Origin of the sequence: Pseudovibrio sp. M1P-2-3, from assembly GCF_031501865.1 — a bacterium.
GTDB lineage: Bacteria > Pseudomonadota > Alphaproteobacteria > Rhizobiales > Stappiaceae > Pseudovibrio > Pseudovibrio corallicola.
On sequence record NZ_JARRCW010000001.1, the window covers coordinates 246,198 to 262,680 of the forward strand.

Consider the following 16,483-nt stretch of genomic DNA (forward strand, 5'->3'; position numbering starts at 1 on the left):
AGGGTTGAATTAATTCTGCGCGGCGATTTTTCTAGGTTTTTTCAGCATTGTCGTTGTCTTCGCTGGCCCCCTTTATGCCTGTTGCATTCATTGTTTCAGGAACGAAAATCAGGAAGAACACACCGGCAATGGCTGCCAGACAGGCCAGAGTAAAAAAGGCGGGGTTATAGCCAAAGAACTCAACAATATACTCCGCCGCAAAATTACTACAGGCCGAGCCGATGCCTACCAAGGCGGCCATAGCCCCTTGTGTTACATTGAACCGCCCGGAGCCTTTGGTCAGATCGGCGCACATAAGCAGGATGATGACGCCGAAGATACCGTTGGCAACGCCGTCCAGACTTTGAATGCTGACGAGAAAATATGGATTGTCCGTGGACATGAACAGCAGGCCACGGATGGGGTTCACGGAAAAGCCGATGAGAAATATAATTTTTCGGCCCCACACATCTGCTTTTGCTGCACACATCAAAGACATGAGCATCATCATGAACTGCGAAATGATGATGCAGGCGGACGTAAAGGCGATGGCTTCATTTGCATCTGAATTGATGGAGAGCTTCTGACTGACCAGAGGCAACATGGCTGCATTTGCAAAGTGGAACAGGAACACACTGATCGCCAGCGCCACCAAGCGGCGGTCTGAAAGAAGGGTTGAAAAGCCGGAGGGTTGCCGTTTGCCACTGGCATCTTTTCGCTCACCGCCGCGTGCGCGCAGGTGGTCAATGGACTTTTCCGGAATAAACATAACGGAAATGGCCATCAAGGAGGCCATAACAGCCATAAGCCAGAAAACACCCTCAGCCGAGATTGCCAGAGCAAGAGCACCGGCAATTGTTGCGGAGAACACATTGCCCGCGTGGTTGGCTGCCTGGTTGGAACTAGTTTGCACGGTGAATTCGTCGCGGGTACACACGCCTAGAGTTATCGCGGCAATGGATGGCGCGATGAAGGCAATAGCGATTCCCATCAAAACCTGAGAGACATAAACCACCGGCGCGTGGTTCGCAAATTCCACGATCGAGATGGAAACAATGCCGATGATGAGCCCGCAAATAACAATCAGGGGGCGCTTGTGTTTGGTGCTGTCAATATATGCGCCCGCCGGAGTTTGCAGTAAAACGGTTGTAATGCCACCAATGGCCAGCACGATCCCGATCGCTCCGGGTTTCCATTGAAGGGCTGAAAGAAGGTAGATCGCCAAGTACGGCCCCAACCCGAAAACCACATCCCCCGCAAAGAAATTTGTAAAAAGCAGTGGTTTATTAAGTTTCATTGCACCGACCGATCTGAGCGTTTTGTTTAGCCTAGCGGGAATTTGCTCCTGATCTCCTAAGGAAACCGGTGGAATCTATTTGAAGAGTGCAAGCAGTTTGTAAAAGCCTCGGTGAAATAATGGGGTTATGTCTATTAGTCTGTATGTGTCTGCTGCTATTTTTATACTTATTGCCGTTCGGCAGTGGCTTCCTGAAACCGTGCGCATCTGGCACATCATGACGCTTGGAGCCATCACCCTGTTATTGCTGGGACAAATCTCCCCGACACGGGCGTTTGAATCTATTGACTGGACGCTGATTATCTATTTGTTTTCTGTATTCTCCATTGCCTCTGCTTTGTATGACGCGGGGGTGTCCAGAGGGATCAGCCAATATCTGCTGGCGTTCAGAACGCCGTTTCTTAGTTTGTTGGTTTATACTTTAATTATGGCGGTCTGTGCTGCGGTTTTGACAAATGATGCCGCTGCCGTAATTGGTGTGCCGATTGCCATTATGATGGCCCGCAAAATGCGCTGGGGCATTGTGCCACTTCTCATCCTTTTGTGTGCGGCAGTAACCACCGGCAGCATGATAACGCCCGTTGGAAACCCCCAAAACATCCTTATCGCTAACTTTGGCAGTTTCTCGAATATGTTTCTTGTCTTTGGCGAATGGATCATCGTTCCGGCCATATTAACGATGGTGATTGCCATCTGGTGGTTGAAGCGGTTTTTGACTTTGACGAACGAGGAGGAAATCGAGGAGGTTGCTCTCTATGAGGATCAAGGGGACGTGAAACGCCGCTGGCCCTCTATTTTCTCAGGCATATTATTGTTCGGCCTTATTGTACTGGGTAGTATTTTGCACGAGGGGGGCTGGGGCTATGAGCCGTCTATTGCGGAAATCGGCCTTGTTGCCTGTCTGCCCATCTATCTGGCCAGCAATGAGCGCTTGCGGGTGCTTAAAGAAGTGGATTGGCCGACACTGCTGTTTTTTATCGCCATGTTTGTGGTGACTGGATCACTGTTGGACTCTGGCTCCCTGCAATATCTGCTGGGCGGTTTGCAGCAAAGACTTGATGAACCGCAGATTGTGGCGGTTGTTAGCTTTTTTGCAAGCCAGCTATTTTCCAATGTACCTGTGGTGGAAATTTATCTGAACCTTTTGAAGGAACACACCACGGCCACTTTGATGATGCTTTCGGCAATCTCCACCGCCTCGGGCAACCTGTTCATTATCAGTGCGGCCAGTAATGTTATTGTGGTGCAGCAGGCTGAAAAATTCGGCGTGAAGCCATTCAGCTTCTGGCAGTTCACATTGTGGATGTTGCCGGTGACAGTTGCCAGCGTGTTGCTGAGCTACTTCTGGATCAACTGGTTTGCCACCACTCCATTTGTTGCGCAATAAGGGGGCAGGGCAGGCTGCCCCCAATTTGTTTTTATGCACTCGCGGTTTCACTGGTGAGGACGCCGCGTCTGATTTGATCCTCTTCGATACTTTCGAACAATGCCCGGAAGTTGCCTTCCCCGAAGCCCTCATCCCCTTTGCGTTGAATGAATTCGAAAAAGATCGGGCCGATGACGGTTTTTGAGAAGATCTGGAGTAAGATCTTTGTAGTTCCGCCCTCCAGAACTCCTTCGCCGTCAATGAGAACACCGTGCCGTTTCATACGCTCAACAGGCTCGCAGTGCCCGTTGACCCGCTCACGGGAGCGCTCATAGTAAGTATCCGGCGGTCCGGGCATGAAGCGCAGACCATTACCATAGAGCTTGTCGGTGGCGTCATATATGGTCTCCGTTCCCACTGCGATGTGCTGGATGCCTTCGCCTCTGTATTTCTTCAAGTATTCTTCAATCTGACTGTGGTCGTCCGCACTTTCGTTGATGGGAATGCGAATTTTGCCGCATGGCGAGGTGATAGCGCGCGAGTATAGACCAGAGATTTTTCCGGCAATATCAAAGAAGTGAATTTGCTTGAAGTTAAACAGTTCCCGGTAGAACGCCCACCACTTGTCCATGTTGCCGCGGTAAACATTGTGGGTGAGGTGATCCAGATAGTAAAAGCCTACGCCTTCTGGGGTTGGGTCGCTGCTGGCGATCCAGTTAAAATCCCAATCATATACACTTCTTTCCTGAGAGTATTTGTCGATGAAATAAAGCAGAGAGCCACCTATGCCTTTAATGGCGGGCGCGTTTACGGATTTATCAGTGCCTGTATAAGGCGTTGCCCCTTTGGCAATTGCGTGGTTGAAAGCGTGTTCCGCATCTACCACACGCCAAGCCATGGAGGGGGCGCAGGGGCCATGCTTTTCGGTAAAACGCATGGCGAAACTATCGGGTTCTGCATTGAGTATATAGGTGATGTCGCCTTGCTTATAGAGAACTATATTTTTGGTTTTATGTTTGCGAACAGGTATATAGCCCATACGCCTGAAAAGGGTGTCCAGTTTTTCTGGTTCTGGATGTGCAAATTCAACAAATTCAAACCCGTCTAGACCGGCTGGATTATTCTCATCAATCTTGGCCGCTGGGGCATCATGGGGAAATGGACCCATCTTTCACTTCCTCCCGAAGTTAAGTGGATCTCCATTGTGGCGCTAAACCTACGGGATGTTTGTGCAAAGACACCCCAAAAAAGACTAGTGATGCACGAATTTTGCGTTTAGCATGTTAAACATGCATGAAACTATTGACCTAGATGGTTTTGATTTAAAACTTCTTGCGATTCTTCAAGAAGATGCAAGCTTAACGAACCAGGAACTGGGTGGTCGTATTCACTTGTCTGCCTCACAAGTCTCCAGACGGCGGCAGCGGCTGGAGATGAAGGGCGTCATTCGCCGGTATCGGGCAGACCTTGTAGCGGAGGCTCTTGGGTTTGATGTGGTGGCCTTTGTCGGGGTTTCCCTTGCAACCCATAACCGACAGAATGCTAAGCACTTTTACCGACTGGTTCAAAGCCTGCCCTGCGTTCAGGAGGCCTATGCAATGACGGGGGATCTTGATTATTTACTCAAGGTCTGCGCAAGGGACTTAAAAGAGCTGAACAAAATCATAAATGAGGAATTATTGCCCCATGAGGCGGTTCAAAATGTACGCTCTTCAATTGCCATGGATGCATTGAAAAAATCCAACCAGTTGCCGCTATTGTGACAGTCAAACTATGTTGGTTTGAAGTAAAACTTTTATAAATGTAAGCTTAACGACATTTGGTTACAATTTTTTCTGTTATCTCCTAGATATTACTGGATTTAACCTTGAAGCGGCCTCTATTCGATACCATCATTAAGTAGAACGGATAGCCAAGGAAGCGACAATGATAAATACAAAACAGCTGCTCGATCAATTTCTAGGTGCAGGCCAGTCACTGGGTGGGAAAGATCTGGGAAATCAGGCCGGAGATTTTGCGCAGAAAGGTAAACAGTACCTGCAAAATAATGCGGGTGGTTTGGCGGGCGGCGCAATGGCTGGCGGGCTTGCCGGTATGCTCCTTGGTTCGAAAAAAGGCCATAAAATTGGAAAAAAAGCTGTTCAGGTGGGCGGTTTGGCGCTAGTCGGCGGCTTGGCATATAAAGCCTACCAAAGCTATCAGGCCAACAAGAACAATCCGCAAAGTGATGGTGGCGGACAAGCCCAGCCCATGCAAGGCAAAGTACTGCCACCTGTACCCCCGCAGGGACCAAGTGCGGCGCAGGGCCAAAACCCGTTCAACCGTACGGCAGAGGATTTACCGGAAGTGGGTGGCACCGCGTTTGACCCTCATAACTGCGCAAACAGTGAAGAGCATTTGTCCATGTCGTTGATAACGGCCATGATACAGGCAGCCAAAGCGGATGGGCATATTGATGCGCAGGAGCAAAAGCGTATTTTTGACCGTATTGACGAAGCAAACCTTGGTATGGAAGCCAAAGCCTTCATTATGGATGAAATGCGGGCGCCTCTTGATATTGATCGTGTTGTGCAGTCCGCTACGACGCCGGAGCTGGCAGCCGAACTTTACACTGTCTCGCGCATGACCATTGAGCCCAATGATCCGGCGGAAAAAGCCTACCTGATGATGCTGGCCGCGCGCCTTAATCTGGAAGAAGGCTTTATCTCCGAGATAGATAAGGCTGTAGCGCAAGCGCAAATGGCGGGGTAGGGTGTAAGTTTCAGTACCTTGATACTTCTATTTTACAATGCCCCCTAGTTTTAGTGTGTGCAGGCTTGCCTGCCCACGCAATTAGTGAAATGGTCACCCATGTCTATTGAGGCCTATCATTTCTAGGGGTCATTTATGGGTTTTGCACCTAAACGCTTTCATCTGGATTGGCCTGTTCACTTACTTGGCGTAGTGGGTCTTTGTTGTGCGGCTCTGTTTTCTTCTCCAGTTCTGACAGGCGCGCAGGCATCTCAAGCAGATGCTACGATGGTCTTTGCCGCTTCCAGCATGAAAGATGCTCTGGAAAGGACGGGCGAAGCCTTCGCACTAAAAGGTAATGAGCCTCCCCGCTTCGTGTTTGCAGGATCGCCGTTGATTGCGCGACAGGTGATGCAAGGGGCTCCGGCGGATGTGGTGGTGCTGGCCGACAGGGAATGGATGCAGTTTCTTAAGGAAAAAGGCAGCGTTCAGGCGTCCAGCATTCACGTCATTGCCACAAACGAGTTGGTGCTTGTGGCGCCCAAAGGACAGGAACCAAAACTCCCTTTCCCGCTTAATAATATTGCGGCAGTCCTTGGGGATGGACGGCTCGCGGTTGGTGAGACGCAAACTGTTCCGGCAGGCCGTTATGCCAAGCAGGCCCTTCAGAGCCTTGGTGAATGGGATGGGCTTAAAAACCGGCTTGCCCCCATGGACAATGTACGTATTGCGCTTGCTGCCGTTGCGCGGGGGGAAGTGCCGCTGGGGATTGTCTACCGTACGGATGCCTTGATTGAGAAGGGCGTGAGTGTGGTTGGAACATTTCCCAATTCAAGTCATGACCCCATCGAGATTTACGCAGCCCTCACCTTGGATGCCAAGCCGCAGGGACATACGTTTTTGACGTTTATGGAAAGCAAAGAGGGGCAGGCGATCTTCTTTAAACTGGGTTTTGGAGCAGGGCAGCCTTGAGTGAATTTTTAACGCCTGCTGAATGGGAGGCCCTGCGCCTTTCGGTGGAGATTGCAGCGCTTGCAATGGCATTCGCGCTGCCGCCTGCATTATTTGCGGGTTACGCTTTGGCGCGCTGGAATTTCCCCGGTAGAGCAATGGTCAACGCGCTCGCACACATGCCTATCGTACTGCCGCCGGTGGTGACGGGTTATGTGCTTCTCCTTTTGTTTGGGCGGCAAGGGACGCTCGGTATCTTTTTTGAAGAATATTTTGGCCTGACGTTCGCCTTTCGCTGGACAGGGGCTGCGCTTGCAGCTGGTGTTATGGCGTTTCCATTGATCTTGCGCCCCATCAAGCTTGCCTTTGAAAGTACTGACCAGAAACTGGAGGAGGCATCCCGCTCGCTAGGCGCATCGCGGGCCTTGACATTTCTTCTGGTGACCTTGCCGCTTGCCCTGCCGGGGATATTAAGCGGTTTGGTTCTGGGCTTTGCAAAGGCGCTTGGGGAGTTTGGGGCCACGATTACCTTTGTCTCCAACATACCGGGGGAGACCCGCAACCTGTCACTGGCACTTTATACACAGATGCAAGGGATAGATGGCGAAGCAGCTGTTTTCCGCCTTGCTATGATCGCAGTGACGCTTTCCGCCACTGCCCTTATCCTCTCAGAAGTGCTTGCCCGCATTATCTCCAAGCGGATACGGGGGAAAACATGATTGAGGTTTCTATTGGCGGGCAACTTGGCACCTTTTCCATTTCCGCCCACTTTGAAAGCGAAGGTGGTGTGAGCGCCGTTTTTGGGGCTTCCGGCTCCGGTAAATCCAGCCTCATGCGCATGATCAGTGGCCTTGAAAAACCGCGGACGGGGTATGTGCGTCTCAACGGACGCACCGTGTTTGATGCGCAAAAGAGAGTGAACGTTCCTATTCAACGCCGCCGTCTGGGCATTGTTTTTCAAGAAGCGCGGCTGTTTCCTCATTTTTCAGTGGCCGCTAATTTGAGGTTTGGTCGCTGGGGTAAACGTTCGGCAACCAAACAAGAGTTTACACAGGTTGTGGACCTGCTGGGCATAGGCCACCTTCTAGGTCGCAGCCCCCATCACCTTTCGGGTGGGGAACAGCAACGGGTTGCCATTGGCCGTGCACTGCTTAGCCGTCCTGAAATCCTGATTATGGATGAGCCCATGTCGTCTCTTGATGAACGGCGGCGAGGGGAACTTCTTCCGTTTCTTGGAAGGCTCAAGCGGGAGCTGAAGCTGCCCATGCTTTACGTGAGCCACTCGCTGCCTGAGATTGAACAGCTTGCAGACAGTATTTTGCTCATGGACGAGGGGAAAACAGTCGCCTTCGGCCCCTTTGAGGAAATTCTGTCTACCCATGATCTGGGGCCTGTGCTGAAAGGGGCGGACAAGGGAAGCCTGTTAGTAGGCAAGGTGGGCGAGACAGACCAGACATGGGCCCTTACAACCATTTTGCTGAAAGGTGCTCAAATCCAGCTCCCCAAACTGGATGTCGCCCAAGGAACAAGCGTGCGTTTGCATGTGAATGCACGGGATGTAATTTTATCGCACCGTTTGGTGGAAGGCACATCCTTGCGAAATACAATGGCGGTTCAGGTTGCCTCTATTAAGGGCGTGGATGACGCCCACATGGAAGTTCTGTGCAAGCTGGAGCAGCAATCTTTGCGCGCGCGCGTGACCAGACAATCGGCAAATGAGCTGGGCCTGCGAGAAGGGCAGAAAATCTATGCAATGATCAAAAGCGCAGCCCTTTCGCAAAACCTTGCGGTATAACGAGGCCGAGCACTGTGTCTCTTTGGTTAGAGTAGTTATAAATTGTTAAGTGATGCTTGTTCACATTTTTGTGATCAGGTGCAGAATAGGTAATCATTATTCACTTATTCTACCTGCAATCAAAGATAGGTAATTGTAAAATTTAATCGTTTAATGTTCAATTTGCACTAGAGTAATAACTCTATGTATAAATTATTATTTGTTGCTACTTGTCAATTTAATGAATAATGTAAATTATATCATGATTATTTAAAGAATACTTAGTGAGTTTATTGGTTATTGAATTTGGTAAGTCTTTGTTAGCTCATATGTATGCTGCGTGATTATTGATAATTACGTTAAGGGAAATGGCGAAAACGGGGGTGTTTTATCAATAGATTTATTGTGATACGCCTTGTGAGGATTATGAGAACACTTATTTAATCTAAGGCTGTTTATGACCCGTTTACCTCCATTGAATGCACTTGTAGCTTTTCGAGCTGTAATGGATACTGGGAGTCTCGTTTCAGCGGCCCAAAAGCTATCGATTACGGCAAGCGCCGTGAGCCACAGGCTGAAAGCGCTGGAAGACCATTTGGGAATGGAGTTGTTTGAAAGACGCTCTAGAGCGGTTTTTCCCACTGCGGCTGCCCATCGATACTCTGCGGAAATCTCGATTGCCTTTGACCGGATTTCTTCGGCAACCAAAACGCTGGAGAGTGTGGGAAACAAGGATACCTTGTCCATCCATTGTATACCCAGCTTTTCCAGAACCTGGCTGCTCAAGCGTTTGTCTTCTTTTCAAAGCCAGAACCCGGAAATCACGTTGTCCATCGCAAGTATGTATATGGATTATGCACTGGATGACGGCCAGTACGATATTGATATTTGTAGAACGGATAGCTTGCCGCAGGGCATGAAGGCGATTAGTTTGGGGCGGGAGAAATTTCGCCCGCTCATTTCACCCAAACTTCTGGAAAAAACCGGATATCCCAAAAAGCCTGCGGATTTGGTCGCGTTGCCGTTGATTAAGAGTGTGTATTGTCCGATCTCTTGGGAAATCTGGTTGCAAGAAGCGGGTGTGGAGCCTTCAGGCCTCAATGAGGTCATGACATTCAGATGTTCTGCACTTGCCGTAGAGGCGGCCGTGCATGGTTTTGGCATTGTTCTTGAATCAAGCGTTCTTAGCTATGATATGGAAAATGAGAGCCAGCTTGTTCCCTTGTTTCCCGAATATCAGAGCAGCGGTAGCGGGTTTTCGCTTACGTGGAACCCCAAAAGGGAAGGGGCTCCGCAAGTGCAACGATTCTGTGAATGGGTTGAAGGGCAGATGGTTGTGAAACCAAGAGCGATGAAAGCCGAACAGCCTGCCAAAAATGCAGAGCATAAGGAGAACGCGGAGCTGGAGCCTGCCTAAAATATTTTTCTAGCTCTCCTGACTTTTATCGAATAAAAGCAGCTTAACTTAATAATTAAACTGCTTGTCGGTAACCGGTCTCTTGCAATGTTTTGACGTCTGCGTCCATTGCAATTGAGGGCCGCGAAAAGGTCGCCAATGAATCGCTCTGAACTACTGATGCCTGCAGGAAACCTGCAGAAATTGAAAATTGCTGTCCTTTACGGGGCAGATGCCATTTACCTTGGTACGCCTGACATGTCCTTGCGCACAAAGGCAGAGTTTACGCTGGAACAAGTTGTTGAAGGCATCGAGTTTGCGCATAAACACGGAAAGCGCGTTTACTTGACGCTGAACCTGTTCTCCCACAACAAGGACGTTCCTAAACTGAAGGAATATGCCAATACGATTCGCGATATTAATCCGGACGGATTGATTATTGCCGATCCTGGTGTGTTCCAGTTCATGCGCAAGGAACTGCCGAACGTGCCGCTGCATATCTCAACGCAGGCCAACGTATGCTCGTGGCTGTCCGTTGACTTCTGGAAAGAGCAGGGCGCCGACCTTGTGGTTCTGGCCCGCGAGGTTTCTTTCCCCGAGCTTACCGAGATCAGAGAGAAGTGTCCCGATATCCGTCTGGAAGCGTTTGTGCACGGGGCCATGTGCATGACCTACTCCGGTCGCTGCCTGCTTTCCAACTTCATGGCCGAGCGCGGTGCCAACCAGGGCAACTGCGCCAACTCTTGCCGCTGGAACTATAAAGTGCGCATGCGCATGAAAGATGGAACCATTAATGAGTTGGAACTGACCGAAGACAACATCGATATGTTCGAGTTCCTTCTGGAAGAAGGGTGTCGTCCCGGCGAGCTGATGCCAATTCTGGAAGATGGTCGCGGTTCTTATATCCTTAACTCTAAAGACTTGTGCCTGATGCCCAAACTGAATGATTTCCTGCGCATTGGCGTGGATTCATTGAAAGTGGAGGGCCGTGGTAAGTCCATGTATTATGTGGCTGTTGTTGCAAGGGCTTACAGGCAGGCAATTGATGACTACTATGCCGACCCGGACAACTGGGATCCCAAGAAATATATGGATGAAATGTATAGTGTGGCGAACCGCGGTTACACGACAGCTTTCCATGATGGCCGGTTGAATAATTTCGCCCATAACTATGAAGATACACATTCCATTGGTGAATGGGAGTTTGCTGGTCTCATTGAAAAAGTAACAGACGAAGCTTTCTATATGAAAGTGAAAAATAAGATTTCTGCGGGCGAAGTGCTGGAGTTCATGCAGCCTATGTCAGAAAACTCTGTTCTGCTACGCATTTATGAATTTGAAAATGCAAAGAACGGTGAGGTGACAGATGTTGTGCACGCTGGGGCGCAGCCAACTGTACGCATTCCGTTCTCCCTGTTTGATCAAGATGATGCCTCCACCTTTAAGGAACGCTTCCCGGAGAATACCGTGGTGCGCAAAGAAAAGCCGCTGACAGCAGAGCAGTGGAACCGCTTGAAGTTGGACCGTGTTTCTGAGCGCATTGAGGCGCGGGGTGAAGCGACACAGGCCCAGCAAAGCAAGTATGAGACACAGCGCGGAAAACTGATCGACGCTATTTCTGAGGGCCTGCAGGACAAGACACCAAAATCACCGCGTCTTGGCTTGGAAGGCTGCTGTGGCCGTGGTTGCAATGGATGCATGATGTTCTGGGAAGATCCACAGTTTGAAAAAGCTCGTGAAGTCCTCAAGAGTAAAAAGCAGGGTGAAATGCTGGAACGCAATGCGTTGAAGCACGAAGTGAGCTAATCAGCGTCTCGGTTTCAATATGTTATGCCGCTGGTTTCTGACCAGCGGTATTTTTGCATTCCGCCTCACCTTGAAGTCCCAGATAATCCAAGGGGTTTTGGCAGGCAATTTGCCGATAGGTTTTCTCGCCTAGCTCGGAGCGCAGCTTCATGGAAAGATATCGCTCTTCAAAAGTCTCACGCTCGCTCATATAAAAATCCGACCCGAACAGGGTTTTGCTGCGCAGGACATCGTTGAGCAGAAAAATCTTGAGAGAGGGCATGTTCTGGCGGATATAAAACACCGTGTAGGAGATGTCGGTATATAGGTTGGGAAACTGCTGGCTTTCAATCATCTGCATGATTTTACTGAGCCAGTTCATGTGAGCCCGCTCGTGCGCGGGAGCGTCCAGCGGCGCAGGGCGTCTGCTGGAGGGGGCCTGAAAGTAGCGCTGCCAGTCCGTTTGCCCGCCCATATGGGCAAGGCACAGGCGTAGGTTCGGGTGCTTTCTTAAAACGGGTATAAAGTGGTCTGGATCGGCGTAGCTTGCGGCTGTGTCCCAGCTTAAAGCCCGTGATTTGATCCCCCCTTTGGAACAATGGGTCATGAGAGGGAGGCTTTTTTCTTCACACAAGTGCCAAAGTTCGCTCAAGGCAGGGTCATCTGGCAAATAGCCCAGAGGCGGATAAAGCTTAATCCCCTTAAACACGGTGATGCCATCGTCATGTTTGTAATCCAGAAGCTCCTCCACCATCTTTGTCAGGCTTTGCCCGCCAATGCGTTGTCGGCGTGGATCTACTGCAATGAAGGGAAGGAGGAGCCCTTTTTCCTTAAGGGCGAGCTCTGCCAGCTCCTTGTGCTGTTCTTCAAGGGAGACGGGAGGCTTTCCAGCCTCCATCCATGCCATATCCATAGGCAGGACAATGTAACGGGTGTTCTTGGGGTAATAGGAGTTTAAAACCTTGTAGACTTCCTCCTGCGTATCCTTTCCGCCGATTTCAAGAAAATTCGCGTATCTGGCCAACAGGCTTTTGGTGTGCCCGAAGGAAAGCAGCCGCAGAAGCCAGAGAACCTGCTTTTGGAAAATGATGTGATCCAGAATGCGGCTGAGGCCGAAGGGTAAAAAGCGGTCCGGAACGTGTTTGAGAGTGAACAGATGACTATGGCAATTAATAATCTCGATCTTCGATTTCGACATATTGCCCCCTCAGCACAAAGATGCTTGGAATTGTCTATCTTACAAAAGAGGGTGTCGCCCCTGATAAATCAGGGGCAATCCAAGATTGTCTAAAGGGGCAATGCAGCCCAGTAGTCGAAGTCCAGAATAACCCCATTGTGGTACTTTCCTTCTTCATCTTTGAGCGGAAAATTCTCACAGGTCTGGTCTTTGGTTGCCACAAGGCGCAGGCGCAGGGCTCCGATATCATCACGCCCTTTAATGAGCTGCTTGTCCAGCACCTCGCTCCATGCATACACCGTGTCTCCGGCAAATAACGGCGCCACATGGCGTCCACCATTGATGCCGGTAATGTGGAACGCGTTGCCCAAACCGTTAAAGGAGAGGGCGCGGGCAAGAGAGATCACATGGCCGCCATAGATGAGGCGTTTTCCAAAGCGGCTGTCTTTTTCGCTGTGTTGGTTGAAGTGTACTTTGGCTGTGTTCTGGTAGAGGCGTGTGGCAATCTGGTGCTCGGCCTCTTCCACTGTCATCCCATCCACGTGGTTGATTTTTTCACCCACATTGTAATCACCAAAGGTGAAAGGGGAGCCGGACAGTGCGTAATCCCAAGCGTTCATGGAAAGCCCGGGAACTGCTTTGCCCAGCTTTTCTGCTGTCAGAGATTTTTCCAGCTCTGGTACCTGAGGTTCTGGAGCTGGGGAGTTTACATCCCGTTTTTTCACCATCACCCAGCGAACATATTCCAGAACCTTTGTTCCATCGGAGCGATAGCCGGAGGAGCGCACATAAACCACGCCGGTTTTGCCGTTTGAGTTTTCCTTAACCCCGATTACTTCTGATTGAGAAGACAGGGTATCTCCGGGATAGACGGGGCTCAGGAAGCGTCCTTCGGCGTATCCTAGATTGGCAACTGCATTTAGGGAGATATCGGGAACTGTTTTGCCGAAGACGATATGGAATACCAGCATGTCATCTACTGGTGCTTTCGGGTAGCCGATTTCTCCGGCAAATGCATCAGCGGACTGGACTGCAAAGCGGGAGCCATAAAGCGCTGTATAAAGGGCCACATCGCCTTTGGTTATGGTACGCGGCGTTCCGTGCCGAATGGTTTGGCCAACAGCAAAATCCTCAAAGAAATTACCAGTGTTTGTTTTTCCGGTGTGCTTCTCTTGTGCCATTCAATCGGACCTTCCGCTTAACTTATGATTTGCGCCATTGAACATGAAGAAAATTAGGGCCGCAACTTGCACCTTTGGCGGGGTCTTTTTTGAAGGCACACGCTGGTGTTCTTTTGCTGGAAAGGGTGTTAGGAACAACCTGCCTTATTTAATGGAGCGTCCTATGACTGAGCGTAAACTTATTTCCTCCGGTTCTCCTTTTGAAAAAGTTGCGGGCTATTCCCGAGCGGTTGTTCAAGGCGACTATATTCACGTGTCGGGAACAACGGGGTATGATTACAGCACCATGACCATGCCTGAGGATGTGGCTGCCCAGACTGCAAACTGTCTTGAAACAATCAAGAAGGTTTTGGAAGGGGAAGGAGCCTCCTTGAATGGAGTGGTGCGCGCCAGATATTATGTAGCAGACAGGGCCAATGTGGATGCTGTCTTTGCTGTCCTTGGCGAGTACTTTGGCGATATCCGGCCCGCTGCGACCATGGTGATCTGCGACCTTATCAAGGAAGAGATGAAGGTAGAGATCGAAGTGACAGCGCAGCGAAAATCCTAAAATAATACTTCACGGGCTATTCGATTGTAAAAATTGAGCATTCCCCGTTGAATACGGGGAGTGCTCCAACTATTTTCAAGGTGTGTAACAGGTCACTTGGGAAGAACAGAACAAATGGCAGAATTTCCGCAGGAACTCCTCGACGGCTATAAAAACTATAAAGACACCACTTATAGTGCACTGCGAGAAGACTATGAGCACCTCGCAATTTATGGGCAAGAGCCCAAGGTGATGGTGATTTCCTGTTGCGACAGCAGGGTGACGCCGGAAGGCATTTTCAATGCCGGACCGGGCTCCTTGTTTGTTGTGCGAAATGTTGCCAACCTTGTTCCTCCCTATGAAGGTGAACCGGGAAACCATGGAACCAGTGCTGCCATTGAATATGCAGTGAACAACCTGAGGGTGGAGCACCTTATCATCATGGGGCACTGCAAGTGTGGTGGTGTACAGGCCTTCCGCGAAAATGGGGGGCACCTTGAAGATACAGGCCACTTCATTGGGCCGTGGATCAAACTGCTGGAGCCCGCTGCCGTTTCATTGGCGTGTACGCCTGTGGAGGTGAACGAGGACCCGCAGCTGGGTATGGAATATGCTGGTGTTCGCCAAAGTTTGAAGAACCTGATGGGTTTTCCTTTTATTGCGAGAAAGGTGAAGGAAGGGGCGTTGAATTTGCATGGTGCGTGGTTTGATATAGGAGCCGGTGAACTGCGGATCATGAATCCGGAAACGCAACAGTTCGAAATGGCTGACAATTTTTTGAAATAAGCAGGTGCTTTAAATATGGACAGGGAGGCGCTGAGCAGGTCTCCTTGTTTGCTAAGAATGCAGGATGGTCCCTTTCACAGAGTTCTGTCCGGTGAAACCTTTGGAATACTGGACAGCTTTTCTCGCCTTGAAGCCCAGATGCCAAGTGGAATGATCAGGGCAAGAAGTGTGGCGATAACCATTGTGGTTTCAAAGCGGAACAGGGAGAGGGGCAAGCCTTCGGGCGGTAGGAAGCCAATGGCAAAGCAAGTGCTGGCTGTGAGGCCACCGATGCCCCCTAAAACCCAAATCCCCCAGTTTTTTCCGGGCACTTTATAGGGACGCGGTGTATCAGGATGTGTGTAGCGCAGGCGGATCGCCGCGATAAACATCACTATATACATGATGGAGTACAGCAGCACCGCAACTGATGTGAGCACCAGAAAGACAAGGTCAACGTTGTCGGCAAAAAGAAAGCTCACTGCAATGATCGAGATGAGCGTGGCTTGCAGAACAAGCAGTGCCGCCGGAACACCGACTTCATTGGTTTTGGCAAAACGCTCAGGCAAAAGCCCCCGCTGGGCTGCTGCCCACATACCCTTGACCGGTCCCACTATCCACGTGCTGACTTGCCCCGTTGCGCCAAGGCCGACCAGAAATGCCGTGATTGTGATGAAAGCGCCTAATTCAAAAAAACTGTAGTAGGCGGAGAAGGCTTGCAAGGAGCCGCTGATAGAAGAGATTTGCGAGGCGGGGAGAATAAACGACACCGCTGCGCCTCCCAGCAGCGTGACCACAAAGCCAAAGATAGCGGCGATGAAAATGGCGGTGGGGTAGTTCTTCTGAACGTCTTTGACCTCCCGCGCATGGCAGGCTGAGACCTCGATCCCCACAAAACCGAAAACAAAACTCATGAATAGCACGAGGCTGTTTGTACTCTCCAGACTTGGAACCCAGTTGGAGAGCGTGAAAGAAGTGTCCAGTTGAATCTCTCCGCCCAGAAGCGCGTAGGTGGCCCCCGCCAGAATTAACAGGAGCGAAGGGAAATAGACGCCGACCACCACCGCCACACTGGAAATGCGCTCCGAGATTTTGGTCCCTTTGAAATTTGCAAGGGTGGCCCCCCAGTAAAGGGAGAGAATTGTGAAAAATAAGAAATAGGGGTTTGTGGCGAGCTCAGGGCTGATCATCTGCCCAAAAGAGGCAGCGGCGAATGCAACAATTGAAGTGACGCCAAATATGCTCTGAACCCATTGCAGGAAAACGGCAATGAAGCCGACGGGCGTGCCGAACGCCGCCTCCACCCAATGAAATACCCCGTTTTGGGGCCAACCCGTTGCCAGCTCCGCCGAAATCAAGGCTGTCGGAATGAGATAGGCGAATACGGTAATTGTGTTCAATATCAGCATCTGCATGCCGGTTTCGGCCATCATGGGCAGGTTGCGCAGGGTCATGAACAGGGCGGTTGTCATAAGGACAAGAGGCACCAGACCAATTTTATGCTGCGGCTCGCTTTGCTCCGCCATTCTTGCTCCCTAAAGCGTGTGCCCTCG

General features: G+C 50.4%; 15 protein-coding genes. 10 read left to right on the forward strand and 5 right to left on the reverse strand.

The genetic code is table 11. The features are described from left to right. Positions 1-31: 31 nt before the first annotated feature. Positions 32-1,276 (reverse strand): MFS transporter, encoded by a 1,245-nt coding sequence (locus P6574_RS01165; RefSeq protein WP_310618571.1) that lies wholly within the window; start codon positions 1,274-1,276, stop codon positions 32-34. A 127-nt stretch (positions 1,277-1,403) separates the two neighbouring features. Here P6574_RS01165 and P6574_RS01170 point away from each other — a divergent pair, with 127 nt between their 5' ends. Then, the gene (locus tag P6574_RS01170) at positions 1,404-2,663 is read left to right on the forward strand and encodes an SLC13 family permease (RefSeq protein WP_310618572.1); all 1,260 of its coding nucleotides are present in this window, start codon (positions 1,404-1,406) and stop codon (positions 2,661-2,663) included. A gap of 31 nt (positions 2,664-2,694) precedes the next feature. On the opposite strand, the gene hppD is transcribed toward P6574_RS01170, so the two are convergent. Further along, the gene (gene hppD / locus P6574_RS01175) at positions 2,695-3,810 is read right to left on the reverse strand and encodes a 4-hydroxyphenylpyruvate dioxygenase (RefSeq protein WP_310618573.1); all 1,116 of its coding nucleotides are present in this window, start codon (positions 3,808-3,810) and stop codon (positions 2,695-2,697) included. Between the two features lie 121 nt (positions 3,811-3,931). Here hppD and P6574_RS01180 point away from each other — a divergent pair, with 121 nt between their 5' ends. The 7 genes from P6574_RS01180 (at position 3,932) to P6574_RS01210 (ending at position 11,299) form a co-directional block, all read left to right on the forward strand. Next, complete coding sequence (locus P6574_RS01180; protein ID WP_310618574.1) at positions 3,932-4,405, forward strand: Lrp/AsnC family transcriptional regulator; 474 nt, start codon at positions 3,932-3,934, stop codon at positions 4,403-4,405. Between the two features lie 163 nt (positions 4,406-4,568). Further along, positions 4,569-5,393, forward strand: coding sequence for a tellurite resistance TerB family protein (locus P6574_RS01185; RefSeq protein ID WP_310618575.1), 825 nt, complete (start codon positions 4,569-4,571; stop codon positions 5,391-5,393). A gap of 135 nt (positions 5,394-5,528) precedes the next feature. Beyond that, positions 5,529-6,344: a molybdate ABC transporter substrate-binding protein gene (gene modA, locus P6574_RS01190; RefSeq protein WP_310618576.1), complete on the forward strand. Its 816-nt coding sequence runs from the start codon at positions 5,529-5,531 to the stop codon at positions 6,342-6,344. After that, positions 6,341-7,042 carry a molybdate ABC transporter permease subunit gene (gene modB, locus P6574_RS01195; protein ID WP_310618577.1) on the forward strand — a complete coding sequence of 234 codons (702 nt, stop codon included), beginning with the start codon at positions 6,341-6,343 and terminating at the stop codon, positions 7,040-7,042. Before modA ends, modB begins: the two co-directional genes overlap by 4 nt. Next, positions 7,039-8,118 carry a molybdenum ABC transporter ATP-binding protein gene (modC, locus tag P6574_RS01200; protein WP_310618578.1) on the forward strand — a complete coding sequence of 360 codons (1,080 nt, stop codon included), beginning with the start codon at positions 7,039-7,041 and terminating at the stop codon, positions 8,116-8,118. The genes modB and modC overlap by 4 nt, the downstream gene beginning before the upstream one ends. 436 nt (positions 8,119-8,554) lie before the next feature. After that, entirely contained in the window at positions 8,555-9,514 is a 960-nt protein-coding gene (locus P6574_RS01205) for a LysR substrate-binding domain-containing protein (RefSeq protein ID WP_310618579.1), read from the forward strand. Between the two features lie 138 nt (positions 9,515-9,652). Beyond that, positions 9,653-11,299, forward strand: coding sequence for a U32 family peptidase C-terminal domain-containing protein (locus P6574_RS01210; protein WP_310618580.1), 1,647 nt, complete (start codon positions 9,653-9,655; stop codon positions 11,297-11,299). Between the two features lie 22 nt (positions 11,300-11,321). Here the strand turns inward: P6574_RS01210 and P6574_RS01215 are convergent, their stop codons facing one another. After that, positions 11,322-12,476, reverse strand: coding sequence for an amidohydrolase family protein (locus tag P6574_RS01215; RefSeq protein WP_310618581.1), 1,155 nt, complete (start codon positions 12,474-12,476; stop codon positions 11,322-11,324). Positions 12,477-12,565: 89 nt separating this feature from the next. Continuing rightward, entirely contained in the window at positions 12,566-13,636 is a 1,071-nt protein-coding gene (locus P6574_RS01220) for a MaoC family dehydratase (protein WP_310618582.1), read from the reverse strand. Positions 13,637-13,799: 163 nt separating this feature from the next. Here P6574_RS01220 and P6574_RS01225 point away from each other — a divergent pair, with 163 nt between their 5' ends. Together P6574_RS01225 and P6574_RS01230 are read left to right on the forward strand one after the other, a co-directional pair. After that, complete coding sequence (locus P6574_RS01225; RefSeq protein ID WP_310618583.1) at positions 13,800-14,186, forward strand: RidA family protein; 387 nt, start codon at positions 13,800-13,802, stop codon at positions 14,184-14,186. 114 nt (positions 14,187-14,300) lie between these two features. Further along, the gene (locus P6574_RS01230) at positions 14,301-14,951 is read left to right on the forward strand and encodes a carbonic anhydrase (RefSeq protein ID WP_310618584.1); all 651 of its coding nucleotides are present in this window, start codon (positions 14,301-14,303) and stop codon (positions 14,949-14,951) included. Positions 14,952-15,025: 74 nt separating this feature from the next. On the opposite strand, the gene P6574_RS01235 is transcribed toward P6574_RS01230, so the two are convergent. After that, the gene (locus P6574_RS01235; RefSeq protein WP_310618585.1) at positions 15,026-16,456 is read right to left on the reverse strand and encodes an APC family permease; all 1,431 of its coding nucleotides are present in this window, start codon (positions 16,454-16,456) and stop codon (positions 15,026-15,028) included. Between the last annotated feature and the right edge of the window lie 27 nt (positions 16,457-16,483).